The sequence below is a fragment of the Sorangium sp. So ce367 genome (assembly GCF_051520455.1).
GTDB classification, from domain to species: domain Bacteria; phylum Myxococcota_A; class Polyangia; order Polyangiales; family Polyangiaceae; genus Sorangium; species Sorangium cellulosum_B.
Map to the genome: position 1 here is coordinate 9,083,796 of NZ_CP150334.1, position 20,310 is coordinate 9,104,105.

Genomic DNA, 20,310 nt, shown 5'->3' on the forward strand with positions numbered 1-20,310 from the left:
CGGCGCCGGTTGTCCTCGGGCGGCCGGGCTTGCTATGAGCTCCCACCCGTTATGCACGACGTACGCGCCCTGAACGAGCTGGTCGCCAAAGAGAGCGCCTTCATCGACACCCTGCTGAGCGAGGTCGGCAAGGTCATCGTCGGCCAGACGTACATGATCGAGCGCATCCTCATCGGGCTGCTCACCGGGGGACACGTCCTCCTCGAGGGCGTCCCGGGCCTCGCCAAGACGCTCACGGTGCGGACGCTCTGCGACGCCATCCACGCGAAGTTCTCGCGGATCCAGTTCACGCCGGATCTGCTGCCCGCCGACCTCATCGGCACCGTCATCTACAACCACCAGAAGGGCGACTTCACCTCGAAGCTGGGCCCGATCTTCGCGAACCTCGTGCTCGCCGACGAGATCAACCGCGCCCCGGCGAAGGTGCAGAGCGCGCTCCTCGAGGCGATGCAGGAGCGGCAGGTCACGATCGGCGACACGACCTACCCGCTGCCGAGCCCGTTCGTGGTCATGGCGACCCAGAACCCCATCGAGCAGGAGGGGACCTACCGCCTCCCGGAGGCGCAGGTCGACAGGTTCATGCTCATGGTCAAGGTCGGGTACCCCGGGCGGGCCGAGGAGCGGCAGATCATCGACCGCACGACGGCCGTGATCGAGGGCAAGGCCGCGAAGGTGACGACCCCCGAGGAGCTCGTGTCCGCGCGCAAGGTCGTGCGCGACGTGTACATGGATGATCGCGTGAAGGACTACATCGTGGACGTGGTCTTCGCGACGCGCGAGCCCGGGCAGAAGGGGATGCGGGAGCTGAGCAGCCTCATCGAGTACGGGGCGAGCCCGCGCGCCTCGATCGCGCTGGCGCTGGCGGCGCGCGCGCACGCCTTCCTGCGCCACCGGGGCTACGTCACGCCGGAGGACGTGAAGGCGATCGGCCCCGACGTGCTCCGGCACCGGGTCGTCCTGACCTACGAGGCGGAGGCCGAGGAGGTCACGTCCGAGCAGATCGTCCGGCGCGTGTTCGAGGTGGTCGAGGTGCCGTGATCAAGGCCTCCGGCTCGAAGAACCCGCTGCCGCCGGAGCTCCTGAAGCAGCTCCGGCGCATCGAGATCCGGACGCGACGGCTCGCCAACGAGCAGCTCTCCGGGACGTACTCGTCCGTCTTCAAGGGGCAAGGGCTCTCGTTCCGCGAGGTGCGCGCCTACCTGCCCGGCGACGACGTGCGCTGGATCGACTGGAACGTCTCGGCCCGCATGAGCGAGCCGTTCGTGAAGGTGTTCGTCGAGGAGCGGGAGATGACCGTCATGCTGGTCGTCGACGCCTCGCAGAGCGAGCAGTTCGGCACGCGGCGCGCATCGAAGGCCCGCGTCGCCGCCGAGATCGCCGCGCTCTGCTCCTTCAGCGCCATCAAGAACAACGATCGCGTGGGCCTCGTGCTCGCGACCGAGGCCATCGAGAAGCTCGTCCCGCCGAAGAAGGGGGACAAGCACGTGATGCGCGTCATCCGGGAGATCCTCGGGCACGAGCCGAAGTACACGGGGACGAACCTGAAGCTCGCGCTCGAGACGCTGGTGAAGGTCGCCGAGCGGAGGAGCGTGGCCTTCGTGATCAGCGATTTCTTCGCCTCCGGCTTCGAGCGCTCGCTCTCGCTCGCGAGCGCCAAGCACGACGTGATCCCGGTGATGCTCGTCGACCCGCGCGACGAGGAGCTGCCCGACGTGGGGCTCGCGACGTTCGAGGACCTGGAGACCGGGGAAGAGGTCGTGGTGGACACCGGCGACCGGGCGGTGCGCGACCACTACCGCGCCGCCATGCGCAAGCTCAGGAGCGACCGCGACAAGCTGTTCAAGAAGCTCGCGCTCGACGCCGTGGTGGTGAAGACCGGCGAGAGCTTCGTGAGCCCGCTGCGCGACCTGTTCGCCAAGCGGGCGCGGAGGCTCAGGCGATGAGGGCGCGTCGCTCGGCGGTCCACGCCCCGCGCGGCGCGAGCCCGCTCGCGTGGGCCGCGCTGGCGGCTGCGCTCGCGTGCGCGTCGCCGGCACGATCGCAGCCGGACGCCGGCGGCGCCGGAGGGCCCGCCGCGGACGACGTCCCGCCGCCGCCTCCGGCCCCGGCGCCGGCAGCCCCGGCCCCGGCAGCCACGGAGCGCGGCGAGAGCGTGTGGGCCTCGTGCGCGGAGCACGTGCCGCCCGGCGCGACGCGCCCCCGGATCGAGGAGACGTTCCCGAGGAACGGGTTCAGCGGGTACGCGGCCCACCTCGAGATCACGGTCACGCACGGCAAGGGCGAGACGGTGCTGCCGGAGGGCTTCAAGGTCCAGGGCGACAGCGACGCCGCGCGCGCGATCCAGAAGGCGGGGTTCGTCCTGCCGGAGGCCGACGCGGGCGCGGGGCCGACCAGCACGACGACGGCGACCGACGCCGGCGCCACGACCAGGCTCGTCATCCCGTTCGTCCCGCTGCCCAAGGAGCCGGGGAGGAGCGCCCTCCTGCTGCCGCCGGTGCCGATCGCCGTGTCCCGCGCGAGCGGGGAGCTCGTCACCGTCTGCACCCGGCCGCACGAGATCGTGATCCAGGACCCGATCGCCAACGAGCGGGATCCCAAGGTCAAGCCGAACCCGCCGCCGCGGCCGCAGCGGGAGGAGTGGGTGCTCGCGAAGCAGCTCACGGTCGGCATCCTCATCGGCGCGGCGCTCGGGCTGCTCGTGGCGTGGCTGGTCCGGCGCTGGCTGCGCCGGCCCCGCGTGGTGGTCGCGCCGCCGCCCAAGCTGCCGTGGATCGCAGCGCTCGAGGAGCTCGAGGCGCTCCGGCGCTCCGACCTGCTCGGCGAGGGGCGGACCGGTGAGTACTTCGACCGCGTGAGCGACTGCGTCCGCAAGTACCTCGGCGCGCGGTACGGCTTCGACGGCCTCGAGACGACGAGCGACGAGATGCGGGACCTGCTCGCGCGGGTGCGCCCGCCCGTGCCGGTGCTGCCGCAGATCGCGCGGTTCCTCGCCGACTGCGACCTCGTGAAGTTCGCGCGCCTCCAGCCGAGCGAGGCCGACTGCCTCACGGCGCTCGACGACGGCGAGAACATCGTTCACCGCACGACCCCGCCGGCGGCGCGGCCCGGCGACGGCGCCGGCCCCCGGAGCTCGCCCGCCGGCGGGCAGCAGCCGCCCGCTCGCCCGTCCCGGGCGCCGGAGGAGGCGCCTTGAGCCGCACGAAGCGCGCATCGCTCGCCCTCATCGCGACGCTCGTCGTCGCCGCGCTCGCCTGCGTGTACCCCTACCTCGCGCGCCGCGACGCCTGGTCCTCGGCGAGCTGGCAGAACCCGTGGTTCTTGCTCGCGCTCATCGCGGTGCCCGTCGTCTGGTACTGGGGCATCTTCGCGGAGGACGCGCGCAGGCCGCGGCTCCGGCTGGGCACCGTCGCGCCGCTCGCGCGCGGGCCGCGCGGCCTGCGCAGCCACCTGCGCGACCTGCCGGGCGTGCTGCGCGCCGTGGCGCTCGCGCTGCTCGTCCTCGCGATGGGGCGGCCGGTCAGCGTGCTGCGCGAGCAGCGCTCGGACGACAAGGGCATCGACATCGTCGTGGCGCTCGACCTGTCGGGCTCGATGCGCGCGATCCTCGACGCGCGGGCGAGCGACCTCCCCGGCCAGCCGAAGCTGCCGCGCGGCAAGCGGCTGACCCGGCTCGACACGGCCAAGCTCGTCCTGCAGGACTTCATCGGCCGCAGGAGGACGGATCGCCTCGGCGTCGTCGTCTTCGGCAAGGCCGCCTACGTGCTGTCGCCGCCGACGCTCGACTACCACCTGCTGACGCAGATGGTCTCGCAGATGACGCTCAACGTGATCGACGGCAGCGCGACGGCGATCGGCGACGCGCTCGGCACCGCGGTCGCCCGCCTGCGCAGGAGCGACGCGCAGTCGAAGGTCGTCATCCTCCTGACCGACGGCGACTCGAACGCCGGGGCCATCTCCCCCGAGTACGCGACCCACCTCGCGACCTCGCTCGGCGCGAAGGTCTACACGATCCAGATCGGCACCGACGACGAGGTCGAGGTCGAGGACGGCATCGATCTCTTCGGGCAGCCGCGCTACGTGCGCCACCGCTTCCCGGTGAACCCCGCGCTGCTCCAGGAGATCGCGCAGAAGACCGGCGGCGCGTCGTACGTGGCGACCGACGCGAAGGCGCTCGCGGACAGCATGCACGACGTGCTCGACCGGCTGGAGAAGACCCGCTTCGAGGCGTCGAGCGCCGCGTACGAGGATCTCTTCCCGTTCCTGCTCCTGCCCGGGGTGTTCCTGATCGGGCTCGACGCGCTCCTGCGCGCCTGGCTGCTCCGGAGGTTCCCGTGAACTTTGCGGCCCCCTGGTTCCTGCTCGGGACGGCGTTCGCCGCGCTGATCGGCCTCCTGCTCATCCTGGGCGGCTTCGGCGTGGCGCGCGCCATCAAGCGCTTCGGCGACGAGGATCGCGTGAAGGCGCTCACGACCGCCGATCCGGCGAAGCGCCGCGCCTGGAAGGGCGTGCTGCTCGTGCTCGCGACGGCGCTCGCGTTCGTGGCCGCGGCGCGCCCCCAGTACGGCAAGGGCACGCGGCTCGTGCCGGCGACCAACGTCGACGTGGTGGTCGTGCTCGACTACTCGAAGAGCATGTACGCGCGCGACGTCGAGCCGTCCCGCATCTTCCGGGCGAAGGTCGAGGTCGCCCGCCTCATCAAGGATCTCGAGGGCGCGCGCTTCGGCGCGGTCGCGTTCGCCGGCGAGCCGATGGGCTTCCCGCTGACCGCCGACGGCGCGGCGATCGCGCAGTTCTTCCGCCAGCTCGACCCGAACGACATGCCGATCGGCGGCACGGCGATCGCGCGCGCGCTCGACCAGGCGAACGAGCTCCTGAAGCGCGATCCGAAGTCCGCCGAGCACAAGCGGATCATCCTGCTCGTCACGGACGGCGAGGACCTCGAGGGCTACCCGCTGAGCGTCGCCCAGGCGATCGGCGCCCAGGGCACGACGATCCACGTCGTCCAGATCGGCGGGCGCACGCCGGAGCCGATCCCCGAGATCGGCCAGGACGGCCGCATCGTCGGGTGGCGGACGGATCGCCAGGGCAAGCCGCTCACGACCGAGCTGTCGCTGTCGGGCGAGCAGCAGCTCGCGTCGATCGCGCAGGCGACGCCGGGCGGGCAGATCATCCGCGCGGAGAAGGGGACCACGGGCATCGAGACGATCGCCGCGGAGCTCCGGCGGCAGATGAAGAGCGAGCTCTCGGAGCGGGTCGAGACGGTCTACGCGGACGTCTACTTCTACCCGCTCGGCCTCGCGATCCTGCTCCTCATCGCCGAGGTGTTCCTCAAGGACGCTCCGCGCCGTCGCTTCGTGGCGACGCGCCCCGAGGCCGCGCCGAAGCGCGCCGCGTTGCTGAAGGGGCGCCCGCTCGGCGCGGACCTCGCGGCGGGAGCGGGGCAGGCTTCTGGGGGCAACGCGGGAGGGCCGCATGCCGCGTCGTGATCGCAAGCGCGTGGATCTCGCCGGGTTCTTCGCGCGCCGCGGGCGCTGGATCGCGATCGGGCTCGCTGCCGCGTGCCTCACCGGGGCCGCGTTCTCGGCGGCCACCGGGTGCAGCGGGTGGGATCCGACGTCCCCGTTCGAGCGGAACGCGCCGGCGGTCGACCAGGCGATCCGCGATCTCGACGCGGGCAACCTCGAGTCGGCCGAGCAGGCCCTCGCGAGCTACCTGGGGACGGGCCCGTGCAGCGACGCCGGCATCGGGCTGCCGGACTCCGTGCGCCAGAAGCCGAACGGCTCGTTCGATCTCGGGCTGACGCTGTTCCATCTGGCCGAGCGCTACGGTCATCGGTTCGGCGACGAGGAGCTCGCGGACGGCGGGCCGGAGCAGGAGCAGAGCGACGCGCTGCGCGGGATCGAGATCGACTGCGCGCTGATCCTCCTGAAGGCGATCGGGGCCGATCCGAGCGTGCCGGCCGACCTGCGCGCGCGGGCCCGCTACCTCTCGGGCAACCTCGAGTTCTTGCGGCGCAAGTACGAGGACGCCGTGACGTATTACGATCAGGCGCTGGCCATCATCCCCGGGGTCCTCGAGGAGGCCGGCGGCGACGGCGTCGGCCGGGACGCGGCCTGGAACCGGGCGATCGCCCTGCGGCGCATCGAGGACCAGAAGGACGCCGCGCCGCCGGACGCCGAGCCCGATGCGCCGCCGGACGCAGAGCCCGATGCGCCGCCGGACGCAGAGCCCGACGCGGGCGATGACGGCGGCGACCAGGACGCGGGCGACGATGGCGGAGAGCCTGACGCGGGCGACGACGGCGGCGACCAGGACGCGGGCAACGACGGCGGCGACCAGGATCAGAGCCCTGACGCTGGCCCGCAGGACCACACGCCCGACGCCGGCTCACCCGAGCAACCCGAGCCGCCGCGCGAGCAGCCCCAGGAGCCGCCGCAGACCGGTCGGCAGGACGATCGCATCCTCGACCAGCTCGAGGAGGCGCCGACGTACCAGGAGCAGGAAGCGAAGAACAAGGCCGGTATGCGGCGCGGCCGCGGCATGGAGGACAAGTGACGCGCCCGCTCGCGCTCGCCGCGCGCTCCCCTGCCCCGCTCGCGCTCGCCCCCCAGCGTCTCGCGCCGATCGCGACCGCGCTGCTCGTGGCGTTGCTCGCGTTGATCGCCCCGCTCCGCGCGCGCGCCCAGCAGCAGCCGGAGCTCTCGGCGCGCGCGAGCTCCACCGACGTCGAGGTCGGCGAGCCGTTCACGGTCGAGGTGAAGGCGCTCGTCGAGCGCGGCGCCGGCATGCCCTCCGATCCGGAGCTGCGTGTCCCGCCCGACCTCTCCATCGTCTCCGGCCCGAGCATCGGGACGCAGATGAAGACCCAGCTCGGGGGCGGCGTCATGATCACGCAGCTGGGCATCAGCGCGACGTGGCAGATCGTCGCGAACAAGCCCGGCCGCTACACCATCCCCGGGCCGACGATCTCGTGGAACGGCAGGCGCCTGCCGGCGGCTCCGATCATGATCAAGGTCGCGCCGGCGAGCGGGCGGCCTCGCCGGCCGAACAACCCGTTCCTCTTGCCCGGCGGCCCGCTGCAGGGCTTCCCGTGGCCGTTCGGCGGCCCAGGCGGCATCTTCGACGACGAGAGGACCCAGGACGAGCCCGAGGCCGAGGCGACAGAGCTGGCGATGCCGCGCGAGCCCGACCCGGTGGTGTTCCTGCGCGCCATCCCCGACAAGACGACCGCGGTGGTCGGCGAGCAGGTCACGGTCTCGTTCTACCTGTACTTCCGCGAGAACGCCGAGATGACCGAGCCCCGCGCAGCGCCCGCCGCGGACTTCCTTCGCCACCCGCTCCTCGAGGACCCCCGCAACGAGCGCCCCGTGTACACGCGGGTCGGCGGACACCGCTACGCGGCCCGCCTCGTCGACAAGCTGGCGCTGTTCCCGCTGAAGACGGGCGAGCTGCACACGGGCAGCATGCAGACGCGCATCTCCGGGCGCCGGATCGGCGCGCGCGTGCTGCGCGAATCGAACGACGTCGTCGTCAAGGTCACGGAGCCGCCCCTCGCCGGCCGCCCGTCCGGCTATGCCGTCGGCGACGTCGGTCAGTTCACGCTCAAGGCGACGGTGCAGCCGCGCCAGATCGAGCAGGGCGGCTCGGTGGCCGTGACCGTGCAGATCGCGGGCACCGGCAACTTCCCCCAGTCGCTCCGGGTGCCTGAGCGGACCGGGCTCGAGTGGCTCGACCCGGAGAAGCGCGACGCGATCGAGGCGCGCGGCGGCGCGATCGGCGGCACCCGATCGTTCGGCTACGTCGTCCGGATCCAGGAGAGCGGCGCGGTCGATCTCGGGAAGATCGAGCTCCCCTACTGGGATCCGGCGCAGAAGCGCTACGTGGTCGAGCGCGCCGAGCTCGGCGTCGTCCAGGTCAGCCCGGTGGCTCCTCCGGCGTCGTCCGGGCCGCCGTCCAGGGCGCCTCGCGCCGAGGGCGACGGCGCTGGCCGGGGCGAGCCGTTCGCCGGCATGCCGGGGCTCCGCACGTCGCTCGGCCCGCACGCCCCGCCCGCGACGCTGCCCCTCGACGGCGCGCCGTTCTGGCTGCTCCTTGCCGCGCCGCCGCTCGTCGTGACGCTGTTCGGCGCGGGCGATCGGCTCGTGCGCCGTGCGCGCGATCGCCGCGCGGCGGGCGCGACCTCGCCCGCCCGGCTCGCGGCGATCGCCCAGCGCGAAGCGGAGGAGGCGGCCGCGCAGGGGGATCTCGGGGCGACGGCCGCGGCGATCGAGCGCGCGGTGCACCGGGCGATCGAGTCCGCGACGGGCCTCCGCTCGCGCGGCGTCCTGCTCGCGGAGCTCCCGGGCGAGCTCGACCGGCGCGGCGTCCCCGGGCCGCTCTCGTCGCGCACTTGCGAGGCGCTGGCCGCATGCGAGGCGATCCGGTTCGAGCCGACCGCGCAGGAGGGCGGCGGCGCCGCCGCCGCGGCGCTCGTCGAGCAGAGCCGCGCCGTCGTGACCGAGCTCGCGCGATGGAAGCCCGCGTGAACGGCCGCGGCATGCGCCTCCTCGCCGGCGCGCTCCTCCTCGCCGGGAGCCTCGCGCCGGCGCTGCCGTCGAGCGAGGCGCGCGCGCAGCCGGCGGAGCCCCCGGAGGCGCTGTTCCAGGAGGGCACGGCCGCGCTCGGCCGCGGCGAGTACGGCGCGGCGATCGACACGTTCGAGCTGCTCGCCGACCGCGGCTTCGTGCACCCGGACGCGAGCTACAACCGCGGGCTCGCCTACGTCACGCGCGTCCGCGAGGGCGCGGATCGCCCGGGAGACCTCGGCCGGGCGGCGGCCGCGTTCGAGGAGGCGCTGCGGCTCCGTCCGGGCGACGCCGACGCGGATCGCGCGCTGGATCTCGTGCGCGCCGAGATCACCCGCCGGCGCTCGCGCCGCGCCACGGATGCGGTCGACGTGCGCCCGACGCTCGGCCGGGTCATCGTCGGCCTCGCCTCGGAGCGCACCTGGGCGGCGGCCGCGCTCCTCGCGTCGCTGCTCCTCGCCCTGGGCGTGGTCCTGCGGCGCCGCCCTTCCGGTCCTGCGCACGTCGCGGGCAGCGTCCTTGCGCCGACGGCGCTCGTCGCGCTGCTCGCGCTGGTGCCGCTCACCTATGCGGCGCGGCACCTCCGCCTCACGACCCGGGCTGGCGTCGTGGTGGTCCCCGAGGTCCGGCTCCTCGACGAGGACGGGCGCGCGCTGCCCCGCGCGGAGCAGAGCGCGATCCCCGAGGGTGCCTCGGTCGAGGTCGGCAGGAGATCGGGCGCGCTCGCGGAGGTCCGCTGGGGCGCCACCGAGGGCTGGGTTCCGGCGTCGAGCATCCGGTTGCTCGCTCCATGAGCCGCGCCATCGTGTGCTAGGTTGTCCGCGTGTGGGTACGCCGCGCAGCCATTCGCCCCGTCCCCTCGTACGCTCAGGTGCCGGCGCGCGTCCTGTCCGAGATCGAGGATCAGCTCGCCGAGGATGACGACGACTCGCGCAAGCAGCTCGACGACGCGTTCACGCGCTTCGAGCAGACGCAGCCAGCGCTCGCGGACCGGATCTCCTCGGTGCTGTCCGGCCCGCTCGACGAGACGGCGCTCGCCCTCGGCTATTTCCTGACGCTGGCGATCTGGCTCGCCTTCGACGAGCTGTTCGGTCAGGACCTCGACGAGGTCACCGAGACGGCGCTCACGGGCGTCGAGGAGTCGCTGAACCTGGACGAGCAGATCCGCCTCCACGATCCTGCCGAGGCGGTCGACTCGGACGACGTCATCGCGATGGAGCAGCCCGACGTCCTCGCCTTCGTGCAGGAGCACCTCGACGCGGCGCTCGAGGCGAACGCGCACGAGGTCGACGTCGACGACGTCCACGCGATCTACCGGGTGGTGCTGATCGAGGTCCTGGCGCTGAGCTACGCCGTCCGCCCGCCCTCGAACTGGGTAGCGCTGACGACCGAGTTCACCGCGTAACGCGTTCCCCCCGTCTCGCAACCACCGCTCTCAACGGGCGGAGAAGGTGGCCAGGAAGGCTGGCATCTCGGCGCTGCGACCGTCGTCCAGGAGGACGGTTCGGCGCGGGGCGTTGATCGCGTCGAGCACGGCGACGAGCTCACGGAACGGTGTCTTGTTGTCGCTGTGGAGCACCGCCTGGTCGGCCCGGCGGTCGCTCGGGGCGCGGTGCTCGCCGCTCCGCTCCCACTCGCGCCGGATGGCCTCGCCGAGCTCTCTGTAACGGATCGCGGTGGCTCCCGCCCCGCCGATCTCGACAGGACGTTTGGGGACGCTCACCTCGCTCAGGACGGTCGCGCCCTGCTTCCACACGAGGTTGAACTGGTCCTCGCCGACATGGACGTGCATCGTCCTGAGAGGCTCCTTCTGGCACTCCTCCCCGCACCCCGCGGCGGCAGGCACCTCCGCGCTGGTCTTGAGCCGCGAGTTCGTGACCCACACCGCCGTGATCAGCAGGAAGGCGATGGTCACCATCAGCAGATCGATGAACGGAATCATGTTGATCTCGCTGTTTCGCGCCCGCCTCTCGCCACCTCCCACGTCGACGCCCGCCATGGCTGCCTCCTTGTGTGTTCTTGTTGCCGCCGCGCACTCGCCAGCTCCGCGGCCGCGCTGCGACAGGAGGACAGAGCGCGGCGCGCGCCGGATGTTCCTGGAAAGCACCAACGTTCGCTCCCCCCGCCACGGGTGAACCGCTCTCGCGCGTGGGCCGCGCCGGCGATCCCGATGAAGGAAGAGCGCGACGAGCGATCCCTCGGGCGGCCGACGCTTCGCATCGTCCACTATTTCGGAGGCGCCTCGATCCGCCCAGCCCCAAAAAAAAACGCAACGCGTCATTTTCAAGCAGTCTCCTCATCGGCCGCCCTGAACATGGAAAGGGCGGATGAGAAGCTCGATTTCTTCGGCATAAGCGAAGATGCGGCAGCCTTGCGCCACGGACGAGAGGGCGTCGTGCCGTCCTCGGGTCAGCGCAGCGTGCCGCCCCTCGTGCGTCATGGCCGAGCTGTCTCTTGACAGACAATCCGTTATAACGGATGATGTGCCTACGGGTTGGAGGTGAAGCGGATGCGCCCCCAGAGTGCTCAAGTGATCGACCTCGAGGAATACCGGCAACAGCGGCGGGCAGCTCGGAACAAGCATGTTCCCGAGAGCAACAGGCCGATGTCGTCGGGAAGCTCTTTGACCATGCCGGTCGCCCTCTGGTGGTTCCCGATCTGGACGTGGATGCCCGTCTGGCAGGTGCGATGAAATCCGTCCGTCAGAACACGCCACGGAGCTCGCCGGGGCTGGTCTCCGGCGATGGGCTCGGCGCGTCGTTGCCCGTGGAGGGTTATCAGAACGGCGTGCAAGCGTCCGCCGTATCGACGGGGCGCCCTCCGTCGCCTGCTGGACCGCGCTCGCACCGCAGGCCGGAGAGCTTCGCTGGCCCCGCGAGCTCGTACTCCAGCCGCGCCAACGGAACCAACGGAGAAGCGCCGCAGCGGGACGTGGACGAGGCGTCTGGAGACGCCTGGGCCTATGAGATGGCCCCGCAGGACGCCTCCTCGGCGCTCACCGGCATCGTCGGGGCCAACCTGCGTCGCCTCCGGACCAAGCGTGGGCTCTCCCTCGAGCGGCTGGCGAAGGCGTCTGGCGTGAGCCGGGCGATGCTCAGCCAGATCGAGCTCGGCCAGAGCACGCCGACGATCAACGTGCTCTGGAAGATCGCGCGGGCGCTCGGCGTGCCCTTCTCGGCGCTGATCAGCGACCAGTCGCTCGGCGGCACATCGCTCATCCTGGCCGCGCGCGCCAAGGTGTTGACGTCGCATGACGGCTCGTTCACGTCCCGCGCGCTGTTCCCGTTCGACGTGCCGAGGACCGTCGAGTTCTACGAGATCACGCTCGCGCCCCTCGCCACCGAACACGCGGATCCTCACCCGCCGGGCACCGTGGAGAACCTCGTGGTGACCGCCGGGACGCTGGAGATGGTCGTCGGCGCCGAGCGCCATGTGCTCGCGACCGGCGACGCGATCCTGTTCGACGCCGACGTGCCCCATCAGTACAGGAACCCGACCGATCAACAGGTCATCCTGTACCTGGTGATGACGTACGTCGAGAAGACGGGCTGATCGGGGCGCTCGACAGCCCGGATCACCCCGCTGACCGACGCCGGCCAAGCATCACGCCGGGGCGTCGCGCGCCCGTCCGCGCTATCATCGCGCCGCCTCGTCCCGGGCAGCCTGGCCCCCGCCGCATGTCCCAGCCCCCTCCCGCGCCCGCGTTCGCCGAGATGACCGTCGGCGCGCACCGCCTCGCGCTCCTCAAGGACGGCGCGCAGACCTACCCGGCCATGCTCGAGGCCATCGCCCGCGCCCGGCGCACGATCTGCCTCGAGACGTACATCCTCCGGGTCGATCGCACCGGCCAGCGCTTCGCCGAGGCGCTCATGGAGCGGGCGGCGGCCGGCGTCGAGGTGAACGTCCTCTTCGACGCCTGGGGCTCCTCCGTCTCGTCGTCCTTCCTCGACGGGCTCCACCGCGCCGGCGTCCGGTCCCTCGCCTTCCGCCCCCTCGACCTCTCCGCCCCGCTCGGGAAGGTCGCCCGCCGCGACCACCGCAAGGCGCTCATCGTCGACGGTGCGATCGCCTTCACGGGCGGCCTCAACCTCTCCGACGACTACGCGGCTCCGGAGGACGGCGGCGCCGACTGGCGCGATACCCATCTCCGCATCGAGGGCCCCGCCGCCGCCGAGCTCCAGTACTTCTTCTTGCGCACGTGGCAGCGCACGGGCGGCGCCCCCATCGACGACGAGCGCTACGGCTACGCCGAGCGCAGGCCCGACCCCGCCGTCCAGATCATCAGCAACGACCTCCCCCGCCGCAGGCACCGCCACGGCATCCGCGACGCCTACCGGCACGCCATCGAGCGCGCCCGGCGCAGGATCTACATCACCAACGCTTACTTCCTGCCGCCGCTCCGGATCATCCACGTGCTCTCCGCCGCGGCCCGCCGCGGCGTCGACGTCAGGATCATGGTCGCCGGCACCACCGACGTGCCCGCGGTCCTGCTCGCGTCGCGCGCGATCTACGGCCACCTCCTCGACGCCGGCGCCCGCATGTTCGAGTGGCGAGGCCGCGTCCTTCACGCCAAGACCGCGGTCATCGACGGCCTCTGGTCCACCGTCGGCTCCACCAACCTCGACAGCCAGTCGCTCCGCATGAACCTCGAGGTGAACGCCGTCGTCTCGCACCGCGGGTTCGCGGGCGCGATGGAGCGGATGTTCGCCGACGACCTCTCTTACTGCCGCGAGATCACCGCCGCGGGCTGGGCCCAGCGCCCCCTCTGGGAGCGGGCCGCCTCGTGGACGGCCTACCTCGCGCGCGACTGGCTCTGATCCCCGCGCGGTCCGCCGCGCTCGGCGGGGGATGCTACCGTTCCGGCATGTCCGATTTCCGCCGCTTCCGCGGCACCGAACGCTACCTCACGAGCGAGGCGCTCGAGGCCGCCGTCAACTGCGCGCTGGTCCTGGAGCGGCCGCTCCTCGTCAAGGGAGAGCCCGGCACCGGCAAGACGTTGCTCGCCGAGGCCATCGCGCGGAGCCTGTCGGCCGAGCTCATCACCTGGCACGTCAAGAGCACCACGCGGGCCCAGGACGGGCTCTACGTCTATGACACCGTGCAGCGGCTCTACGATGCGCGCTTCGGCGACGGCGACGTCCGCGACATCCGCCGGTACATCAAGCTCGGCCCGCTCGGTAACGCGTTCAACGCCTCGGCGCGCGTCGTGCTCCTCATCGACGAGGTCGACAAGGCGGACCTCGAGTTCCCGAACGATCTCCTCCACGAGCTCGATCGGATGCGCTTCCGCGTCGCCGAGACCGGCGACGAGATCGTCGCGCGGGAGCGGCCCGTCGTCATCATCACCAGCAACAACGAGAAGGAGCTGCCGGACGCGTTCCTGCGCCGCTGCGTCTTCCACTTCATCGATTTCCCGGAGCCCGAGCTCATGCGGGAGATCCTCCACGTCCACCACCCCGATCTCGATCGGGCGCTCGCCGACCAGGCGATGCAGGTGTTCTACGAGATCCGGAAGAACACCCGGATCCGGAAGCGCCCCTCGACGAGCGAGCTCATCGACTGGATCGCCGTCCTGCGGAGGGCGGGCGTGGGCGAGGTGAAGCTCGACAAGGCGCTGCCGTTCCTCGGCGCGCTGCTCAAGAAGGAGCAGGACCTTGTCGCGCTGGCCGATCAGCTGGCGGGCGGCAGGCGGTTCCGGTCGTAGCGATGTTCGTCGCGTTCCTCTACGAGCTCCGGGCCCGCAAGGTCCCGGTCGGCGCCCAGGAGGCGGTCGGCCTTGCGCGCGCGCTCGCCGCGGGCCTCCACGAGAGCTCGCTCGAGGGCTTCTACCACGTCGCGCGGGCGATGCTCGTGCACTCGGAGGCGCACCTCGACGACTTCGATCTGGCGTTCGCCCAGCACTTCCGCGGCGTGCACGTGGAGGCCAAGGCGGTGACGGAGGAGCTCCTCTCGTGGCTCCGGGATCCCATCAAGATGCGCGCCCTCTCCGACGAGGAGAGGGCGATGATCGAGGAGCTCGATCTGGAGGAGGTGCTCCGGCGGTTCGAGGAGCGCCTCCGCGAGCAGCGCGAGCGCCACGACGGGGGCAGCCGGTGGATCGGGACCGGCGGCACCTCACCGTTCGGCCGCGGCGGCTTCCATCCGAGCGGCATCCAGGTCGGCGGCCCCGCGGGCGGGCGCAGCGGCGCCGTGCAGAACGCCGACGCCCGCCGCTACCGCCCCTACCGCAGCGATCTCACGCTCGACGTGCGCCAGATCGAGGTGGCGCTGCGCAAGCTGCGCGCCTTCGCGCGCGAGGGCGGCGATCGCGAGCTCGACATCGAGGCGACGATCGACGCGACGGCCAGGAACGCGGGCGAGATCGAGATCGTCACGAGGCCCCCGCGCCGGCCGAACACGCGCGTGATCCTGATGATGGACGTGGGCGGCTCGATGGATCCCAGCGCCGCGCTCGTGTCGCAGCTCTTCAGCGCGGCGAAGCGCGCGACGCACTGGAAGGAGCTGAGGAGCTACTACTTCCACAACTGCGTCTACGAGAGGGTCTTCAGGACCGAGGGGCTCCTCGACCCCGTCCCGGTGCGCGAGCTCCTCCGCGAGTGCGGCAAGCACCACAAGCTCGTGATGGTCGGAGACGCCTCGATGGCGCCCTACGAGCTGCTCGGCTCATCGGGCTCCGGCGGCGGCGCGGGCTCCTCGTTCGACCCCGACGCGCGGCTGCCCGGCGTCGCCTGGCTGATGATGCTCCGCGACCATTTCGACCGCGCCGTGTGGCTGAACCCGGACGGGATCGGCCCTTACCCCCACCCGACCGTCGACGCGATCAAGAGCATCTTCCCGATGTTCGCGCTCACGCTGGAGGGCCTGGGAGAGGCCATCGCCGAGCTCGTCCGCGGCCGCGGCCGCGCCTGATCCGCGCGGCGCGCGGGCCCGGGTCAACGGCCCGCGCGGCGGAACACCTCCGCCGTGGCCGACGCGACGAGGGCGCGGTCGAGCCAGCGGTCGAGCTCGCGCTCGCTCCTGCACGACGAGATCTTCGCGGCGGCCGCCTTCGTGAGCCGCAATCCTCGCCGGGCGAGGACACGCCTCAGCGCGTCGCGCTTGCCCTCGAGGATCCCCTCTTCGCGGCCTTCCTCGCGCCCCGCTTCGCGGCCTTCCTCGCGCCCCGCTTCGCGCCCCTCTTCGCGGCCTTCCTCGCGCCCCTGCTCGCGGCCTTCCTCGCGCCCCTGCTCGCGCCCTGCATCGAGCACGGCGTCGAGATCCTCGTATCCGCGCCGCTGGAGGAGGTTGGTCAGCGTGCTCTTCTCCGCCTCGCTCCGGTCGTAGAGCGCCTCGACCCGGACCGCGTTCTTCAGGATGCCCGGCGCGCTCAGCAGCTCCCCGGGGAGCGCGACGCGCACCTTCCGGCGCGGCTCGTGCACCTCGACCCGCCGTGGACCGGTGAGGCGCACCACCCAGAGGAGCTTCGTACCGGCCGCGAGCAGGTCGGCGATCTTCTCCTTCAGCGCCTCCTCGTCCTGCCCCACGTCGGCGTACTCGATCGCGAGCTCCGGCACGCCCTTCACCCAGCCCGGCCTGTCGGGGACGTTCCCCACCGCGACGTCCGGCGCGCGGAGGGTGCCCGGTTCCGGGGAGTACCCCGTGTCCACGCCCACCTCCTTGACCGCCGGGTCCCACCCCACGACCGAGCTGCCCAGGTGGTTCGGCCCCGAGGCACGCCCCCCCGTGGGGGCGCAGTAGACGGGGTGGCCGTTCGACAGCTCGTACGGATCCCCCGCGCGGAGGTGCTCCGCGCGGAAAGGGCCGCGCTCCGCCGTCCGGCGCTTCACCTGCATGAGAGGACGATAGCACGCCGGGGATGCGCCCCGGGGAGCGCGCCACGCTCCGCGCCCGTCACGCGTTCGGCAACCACATGCGGAACGCCGCGCCCCCGCATCGGCCCGCCGTCGCTGTGATCTCGCCGCCGTGCGCCTCGACGATGACCCGGCTCAGCGCGAGGCCGAGGCCGGTCCCCTTCACCTTGGCGGTCACGAGCGGCTCGAAGAGGTGGGCGGCCACGCACGGAGGAACGCCGGGGCCGTTGTCCTCGATCTCGAGGTGCGTGCGCTCGTCGCCCCTCCACGCCCGCGTGACGATCTCGCCGCCGGGCCCCTCGAACGCCTCGATCGCGTTGAGGTAGAGGTTCGAGAAGACGCGCTCGAGCAGGATCGGATCGCACAGGAGCGTGAGGTCGGCCGGCGCGACGGCGACCTCGAACCGGACCGCCGTGGGCAGCACCAGCGCGTGCCGCGCGCTCTCGATGAGCCGGCCGAGGTGCGCCGGCTCGCGCCGCAGCGGCTCGCCGCGCGCCAGCCCGAGGACGCTGCCGATGACCTCGTGCGCCTTGCGGATCTCGCACGTCACGCGGTCGAGGTGGCGCAGCAGGCGAGGCCGATCGTCGAGATCGCGCTGCGCCAGGTAGAGCGACGACTCCGCGACCGCGAGGGCGTTGCGCAGCTCGTGGGCGACGCTCGCGCCGACCGCCCCCGCCGCGGCCAGGCGCGCCGCGCAGCACGCCGCCTCGTGACCCTCCTTTTCCATAAAGCAAAGCGCAGCGTAGCCGATCCCCGAGCGATCGCCCGCGCGCGCTCCGCGCTCCGCGCCCCCGCGCTCCGTGCGTCACTGCCGCCGCCGCCGGGAGGATCTTTACGACACGACCGTCCTGGGCTGGCTCACTCGGCGTCCGCGGCGAGCGGGAGAGCCGGTGTTCGCTCCGGAGCCGACTTGACGCGGCGCGCCCGCTCGAGATCGAAGAGCGAGAAGCGCTCGCCCGCTACGGAGCCCGCCGGCGAGGTACGGCCGAACAGCTGAAGCCGCACGGCGCGGTGCGGCGGCGGCGTGATCGCGCCCGGCGCCTCCCCCGGCTCTCCCGTGATCACCGCCGCGACCTCGGACGACTTCACCGCACCCGAGCCGCGGATATCGACCTCGACCTCGAGCGCGACGAGATCGCCGACGAGCCCGGCGCGCGCGAGCGCCGCGTGGACCTCGGGCCCGCCGACCTCGGCCCGCACGAGGTACTGGCGCACGTCGACCATCTTGGCGAGCCGGTCGATCTCGCGGCGGATCGGGAGCGACTCCGCCGAGAGGGCGGCGCTGCAGCGGGCGGCGAGGAGCGCCTCCGCGTCGCCGCCGATCGCGGAGCGCGCGAAGGCGAGCGCGTAACGCGCGCCGGCGATGAGCTTGCTCAGGGCCGGGTCCTCCGGGCCGAGCTTGACGGCGCCGCTGAACACGAGCCCGCGCGGGCTCGCGGCCGACATCGCGGCGACGAGCGCGTCGAGCGCGGCGGGATCGAGGTCGCGCTCGAGGCGGAGGTCGACGTACTCGTCGAGGCTGATCACGCCGAGCGAGAGCGCCGGCGAGAAGGTCATGTCGGGCTTCGGGTGGAAGCCCGCGGTGTAGGTCATCGGCGCGCCGACGCGCCGGAGCACGCGGGGCAGCTCGCGCACGACGTCGAGGTGGCCGAGTAGCGCCATCGGCCCGGCCTTCTCGAAGCGGAAGCGGTAGCGGAAGCCGCCGCGCCCCTTCGGCGCAGGCGCGATCCGCCGCGCGCGGTGGGGCGCCTCCGCTTCGGCGCGCGAGGGCTCGCTGCCGTCGCCGCTCTTCGGCTCCGTGGCAGCGACGCTCTCCCGCTCCGCGCCGCCGTCGCTCGCCGGCTCCGCTCCTCCATCGCTCGCCGCCGCGCCAGAGGGACCCGGGGCGGCCGCGGGCGGCGCGGCGCCCGCGTCGGTGAGCACCGGCAGCGAGCGCCGGTGGGCGCCGAGCCGATCGAGGAAGGTGAGCCGCTCCTCGCGCATCTGCGTCATGTCGCAGGCGACGCCGCAGTCGTAACAGACGAGCCGCCGCGCGTCGGCCTTGGCGTCGTCGAGGTTCGTGTGGTGGACGAACATGCCGGCGACCTTGCCGCACGGCGGGCTGAGGCGGCTCTGGAGCGCCTTCCTGTACTCCTTCGCGAGGAAGCCCTCCTCGAGGCCGACGTCGATGTGATCCCAGGGCAGCCGCGCCGTCACCGGGAGGGTGCCGAGGTACTTCTCGCGGTCGACGCCGACGTGCGTGAACGCCTCCTCCCACACGGCGAGATCGAGCTTGTCCTCCCACGAATCGAAGCGGGCGCCGTGCCGCCAGGCCCGCTCGAGGACGTCGGCGAGGGGGCGGTCGCCGCGGGCGAAGATGCCCTCGAGGACGCTGGCGTGAGCCTCGTGGGTCTTCAGCGTGACGGCGCGGTACGGCCGCACCGTGTCCTTGAGCAGCCGTTGCTTGCGTCCGACCTCGCCGAGCGTGTCCATGGCCGCCCACTGGAAGGGCGTGTGAGGCTTCGGCACGTGGGTCGAGACGCTGACCGTCACGTCGACCGGCTTGCCCTTGCCCGCCGCCTTCCTCCCGGCGCCGGCCGCGCGGGCGCCCGTCTCGACGATGCCGCGCACGTCCTCGTCGGTCTCGGTCGGCAGGCCGATCATGAAGTAGAGCTTCATCTTGCCCCAGCCCCGGCTGAACACGCGCTCGGCCGTCTCGAGGAGCTGCTCCTCCGTGACGTTCTTGTTCACGACGTCGCGCATCCGCTGGGAGCCCGCCTCCGGCGCGAAGGTGAGGCCGGTCGCGCGCACGCGCTTGAGCTCGTCGAGCAGGTCGGGCTCGAGCCCGTAGGCGCGCAGCGACGAGACGCCGAGGGAGATGCGCTCGGCGGTGAGGCGCTCGGTGACCTTCTTGATGAGCGGCGAGATGCACGAGACGTCGGCGGTCGACAGCGCCGTGAGCGAGACCTCGTCCTGGCCGGACCTCTGCACCGCGCGCATCACGGTGTCGACGATCTGCTCGGGATCGCGCTCGCGGACGGGCCGGTAGATCATGCCGGCCTGGCAGAAGCGGCACCCCTCGGTGCAGCCGCGGGCGATCTCGATCGACATGCGGTCGAAGATGGCCTCGGGCCCGCCCGTGGGGCTCTGGTCGGGGAACGGGTACTTGTTCAGGTCGACGAGGGCGCGCTCGATCGGGAACGGGATCCCGGAGGCGAGCGGGCGGTCCACGACCTCGAAGCCGGTGTCGGGATCGAGCCGGGTCGCGTAGAGCGAGGGCACGTAGACGGCGCCGAGGCGCGCGATCGCGACGAGCCGCTCGCGCCGCGGCACGCCCTCGCGCTTGAGCCGCGCCCACGCGAGGGCGACCTCGGTCGCCTTCTCCTCGCCGTCGCCGATCACGATGGCGTCGAGGAAGGGGGCGATCGGCTCGGGGTGGGTCGCCGTCGGGCCGCCCGCGATCACGATCGGGTCGTCCTCGCCGCGGTCCGCCGCGCGCAGCGGGACGCCGCCGAGGTGCAGCATCGTGAGGATGTTGGAGTACGTGAGCTCGAACTGCAGGGAGAAGCCCACGACGTCGAAGTCCCTGAGCGGGCGAGCGGACTCGAGGGACACGAGCGGCAGCCCGCGCTTCACGAGCTGGGCCTCCATGTCGACCCAGGGCGTATAACAGCGCTCGGCCAGCGTGCGCGGGTCGTCGTTCAGCAGCTTGTAGAGAATCTTGAAGCCCAGGTGGCTCATCCCGATGTCGTAGACATCCGGGAATGCCAGGCAGACGCGCGCCTCTACCGACGCCCAGTCCTTCACGACCGAGCCGACCTCGCCGCCCGCGTAGCGCGCGGGCTTCTCGACCTGATCGAGGAAGGAGGCGTACGGGTGATCGGCGAGCAGGGGGAGGCTGTCCATGGCGCCTCGGC

At 72.4% G+C, this 20,310-nt stretch carries 18 protein-coding genes; 14 read left to right on the forward strand and 4 right to left on the reverse strand.

The window, feature by feature from the left end:
- Window positions 1-51: 51 nt before the first annotated feature.
- From WME97_RS34520 to WME97_RS34560, 9 genes are read left to right on the forward strand one after another with little or no spacing between them, the layout of a single operon-like run.
- Window positions 52-1,038: an AAA family ATPase gene (locus WME97_RS34520; RefSeq protein ID WP_437543928.1), complete on the forward strand. Its 987-nt coding sequence runs from the start codon at window positions 52-54 to the stop codon at window positions 1,036-1,038.
- The gene (locus tag WME97_RS34525) at window positions 1,035-1,943 is read left to right on the forward strand and encodes a DUF58 domain-containing protein (RefSeq protein WP_437543930.1); all 909 of its coding nucleotides are present in this window, start codon (window positions 1,035-1,037) and stop codon (window positions 1,941-1,943) included. The genes WME97_RS34520 and WME97_RS34525 overlap by 4 nt, the downstream gene beginning before the upstream one ends.
- Window positions 1,940-3,193: a hypothetical protein gene (locus tag WME97_RS34530; protein WP_437543932.1), complete on the forward strand. Its 1,254-nt coding sequence runs from the start codon at window positions 1,940-1,942 to the stop codon at window positions 3,191-3,193. Before WME97_RS34525 ends, WME97_RS34530 begins: the two co-directional genes overlap by 4 nt.
- Window positions 3,190-4,335 carry a VWA domain-containing protein gene (locus WME97_RS34535; protein WP_437543934.1) on the forward strand — a complete coding sequence of 382 codons (1,146 nt, stop codon included), beginning with the start codon at window positions 3,190-3,192 and terminating at the stop codon, window positions 4,333-4,335. Before WME97_RS34530 ends, WME97_RS34535 begins: the two co-directional genes overlap by 4 nt.
- Window positions 4,332-5,486 (forward strand): vWA domain-containing protein, encoded by a 1,155-nt coding sequence (locus WME97_RS34540; protein ID WP_437543936.1) that lies wholly within the window; start codon window positions 4,332-4,334, stop codon window positions 5,484-5,486. The genes WME97_RS34535 and WME97_RS34540 overlap by 4 nt, the downstream gene beginning before the upstream one ends.
- Window positions 5,473-6,555 (forward strand): tetratricopeptide repeat protein, encoded by a 1,083-nt coding sequence (locus WME97_RS34545; RefSeq protein WP_437543937.1) that lies wholly within the window; start codon window positions 5,473-5,475, stop codon window positions 6,553-6,555. Before WME97_RS34540 ends, WME97_RS34545 begins: the two co-directional genes overlap by 14 nt.
- The gene (locus WME97_RS34550) at window positions 6,552-8,525 is read left to right on the forward strand and encodes a BatD family protein (RefSeq protein WP_437543938.1); all 1,974 of its coding nucleotides are present in this window, start codon (window positions 6,552-6,554) and stop codon (window positions 8,523-8,525) included. The genes WME97_RS34545 and WME97_RS34550 overlap by 4 nt, the downstream gene beginning before the upstream one ends.
- Complete coding sequence (locus WME97_RS34555; RefSeq protein WP_437543940.1) at window positions 8,510-9,358, forward strand: hypothetical protein; 849 nt, start codon at window positions 8,510-8,512, stop codon at window positions 9,356-9,358. The genes WME97_RS34550 and WME97_RS34555 overlap by 16 nt, the downstream gene beginning before the upstream one ends.
- Window positions 9,359-9,387: 29 nt before the next feature.
- Window positions 9,388-9,969 (forward strand): hypothetical protein, encoded by a 582-nt coding sequence (locus tag WME97_RS34560; protein ID WP_012239127.1) that lies wholly within the window; start codon window positions 9,388-9,390, stop codon window positions 9,967-9,969.
- Between the two features lie 30 nt (window positions 9,970-9,999).
- On the opposite strand, the gene WME97_RS34565 is transcribed toward WME97_RS34560, so the two are convergent.
- Entirely contained in the window at window positions 10,000-10,563 is a 564-nt protein-coding gene (locus WME97_RS34565) for an ExbD/TolR family protein (protein WP_437543942.1), read from the reverse strand.
- Window positions 10,564-10,734: 171 nt separating this feature from the next.
- Here WME97_RS34565 and WME97_RS34570 point away from each other — a divergent pair, with 171 nt between their 5' ends.
- The 5 genes from WME97_RS34570 to WME97_RS34590 all read left to right on the forward strand — a co-directional run bounded on the left by WME97_RS34570 (window position 10,735) and on the right by WME97_RS34590 (window position 15,473).
- A complete protein-coding gene (locus tag WME97_RS34570) occupies window positions 10,735-11,022 on the forward strand; it encodes a hypothetical protein (protein WP_437543944.1) in 288 nt (95 codons plus the stop codon).
- Window positions 11,023-11,252: 230 nt separating this feature from the next.
- Complete coding sequence (locus WME97_RS34575) at window positions 11,253-12,116, forward strand: helix-turn-helix domain-containing protein (RefSeq protein WP_437543946.1); 864 nt, start codon at window positions 11,253-11,255, stop codon at window positions 12,114-12,116.
- Between the two features lie 125 nt (window positions 12,117-12,241).
- Window positions 12,242-13,381 carry a phospholipase D-like domain-containing protein gene (locus WME97_RS34580; RefSeq protein WP_437543948.1) on the forward strand — a complete coding sequence of 380 codons (1,140 nt, stop codon included), beginning with the start codon at window positions 12,242-12,244 and terminating at the stop codon, window positions 13,379-13,381.
- A gap of 47 nt (window positions 13,382-13,428) precedes the next feature.
- Window positions 13,429-14,268: an AAA family ATPase gene (locus WME97_RS34585; RefSeq protein ID WP_437543950.1), complete on the forward strand. Its 840-nt coding sequence runs from the start codon at window positions 13,429-13,431 to the stop codon at window positions 14,266-14,268.
- Window positions 14,269-14,270: 2 nt separating this feature from the next.
- The gene (locus WME97_RS34590; protein WP_437543952.1) at window positions 14,271-15,473 is read left to right on the forward strand and encodes a vWA domain-containing protein; all 1,203 of its coding nucleotides are present in this window, start codon (window positions 14,271-14,273) and stop codon (window positions 15,471-15,473) included.
- A gap of 23 nt (window positions 15,474-15,496) precedes the next feature.
- Here WME97_RS34590 and WME97_RS34595 read toward each other — a convergent pair whose 3' ends face one another.
- The 3 genes from WME97_RS34595 to WME97_RS34605 all read right to left on the reverse strand — a co-directional run bounded on the left by WME97_RS34595 (window position 15,497) and on the right by WME97_RS34605 (window position 20,299).
- Window positions 15,497-16,396 (reverse strand): Uma2 family endonuclease, encoded by a 900-nt coding sequence (locus tag WME97_RS34595; protein WP_437543954.1) that lies wholly within the window; start codon window positions 16,394-16,396, stop codon window positions 15,497-15,499.
- Window positions 16,397-16,454: 58 nt separating this feature from the next.
- Window positions 16,455-17,141 (reverse strand): sensor histidine kinase, encoded by a 687-nt coding sequence (locus tag WME97_RS34600; RefSeq protein WP_437543956.1) that lies wholly within the window; start codon window positions 17,139-17,141, stop codon window positions 16,455-16,457.
- Window positions 17,142-17,272: 131 nt separating this feature from the next.
- Window positions 17,273-20,299 (reverse strand): TIGR03960 family B12-binding radical SAM protein, encoded by a 3,027-nt coding sequence (locus WME97_RS34605; protein WP_437543958.1) that lies wholly within the window; start codon window positions 20,297-20,299, stop codon window positions 17,273-17,275.
- Window positions 20,300-20,310: the final 11 nt, after the last annotated feature.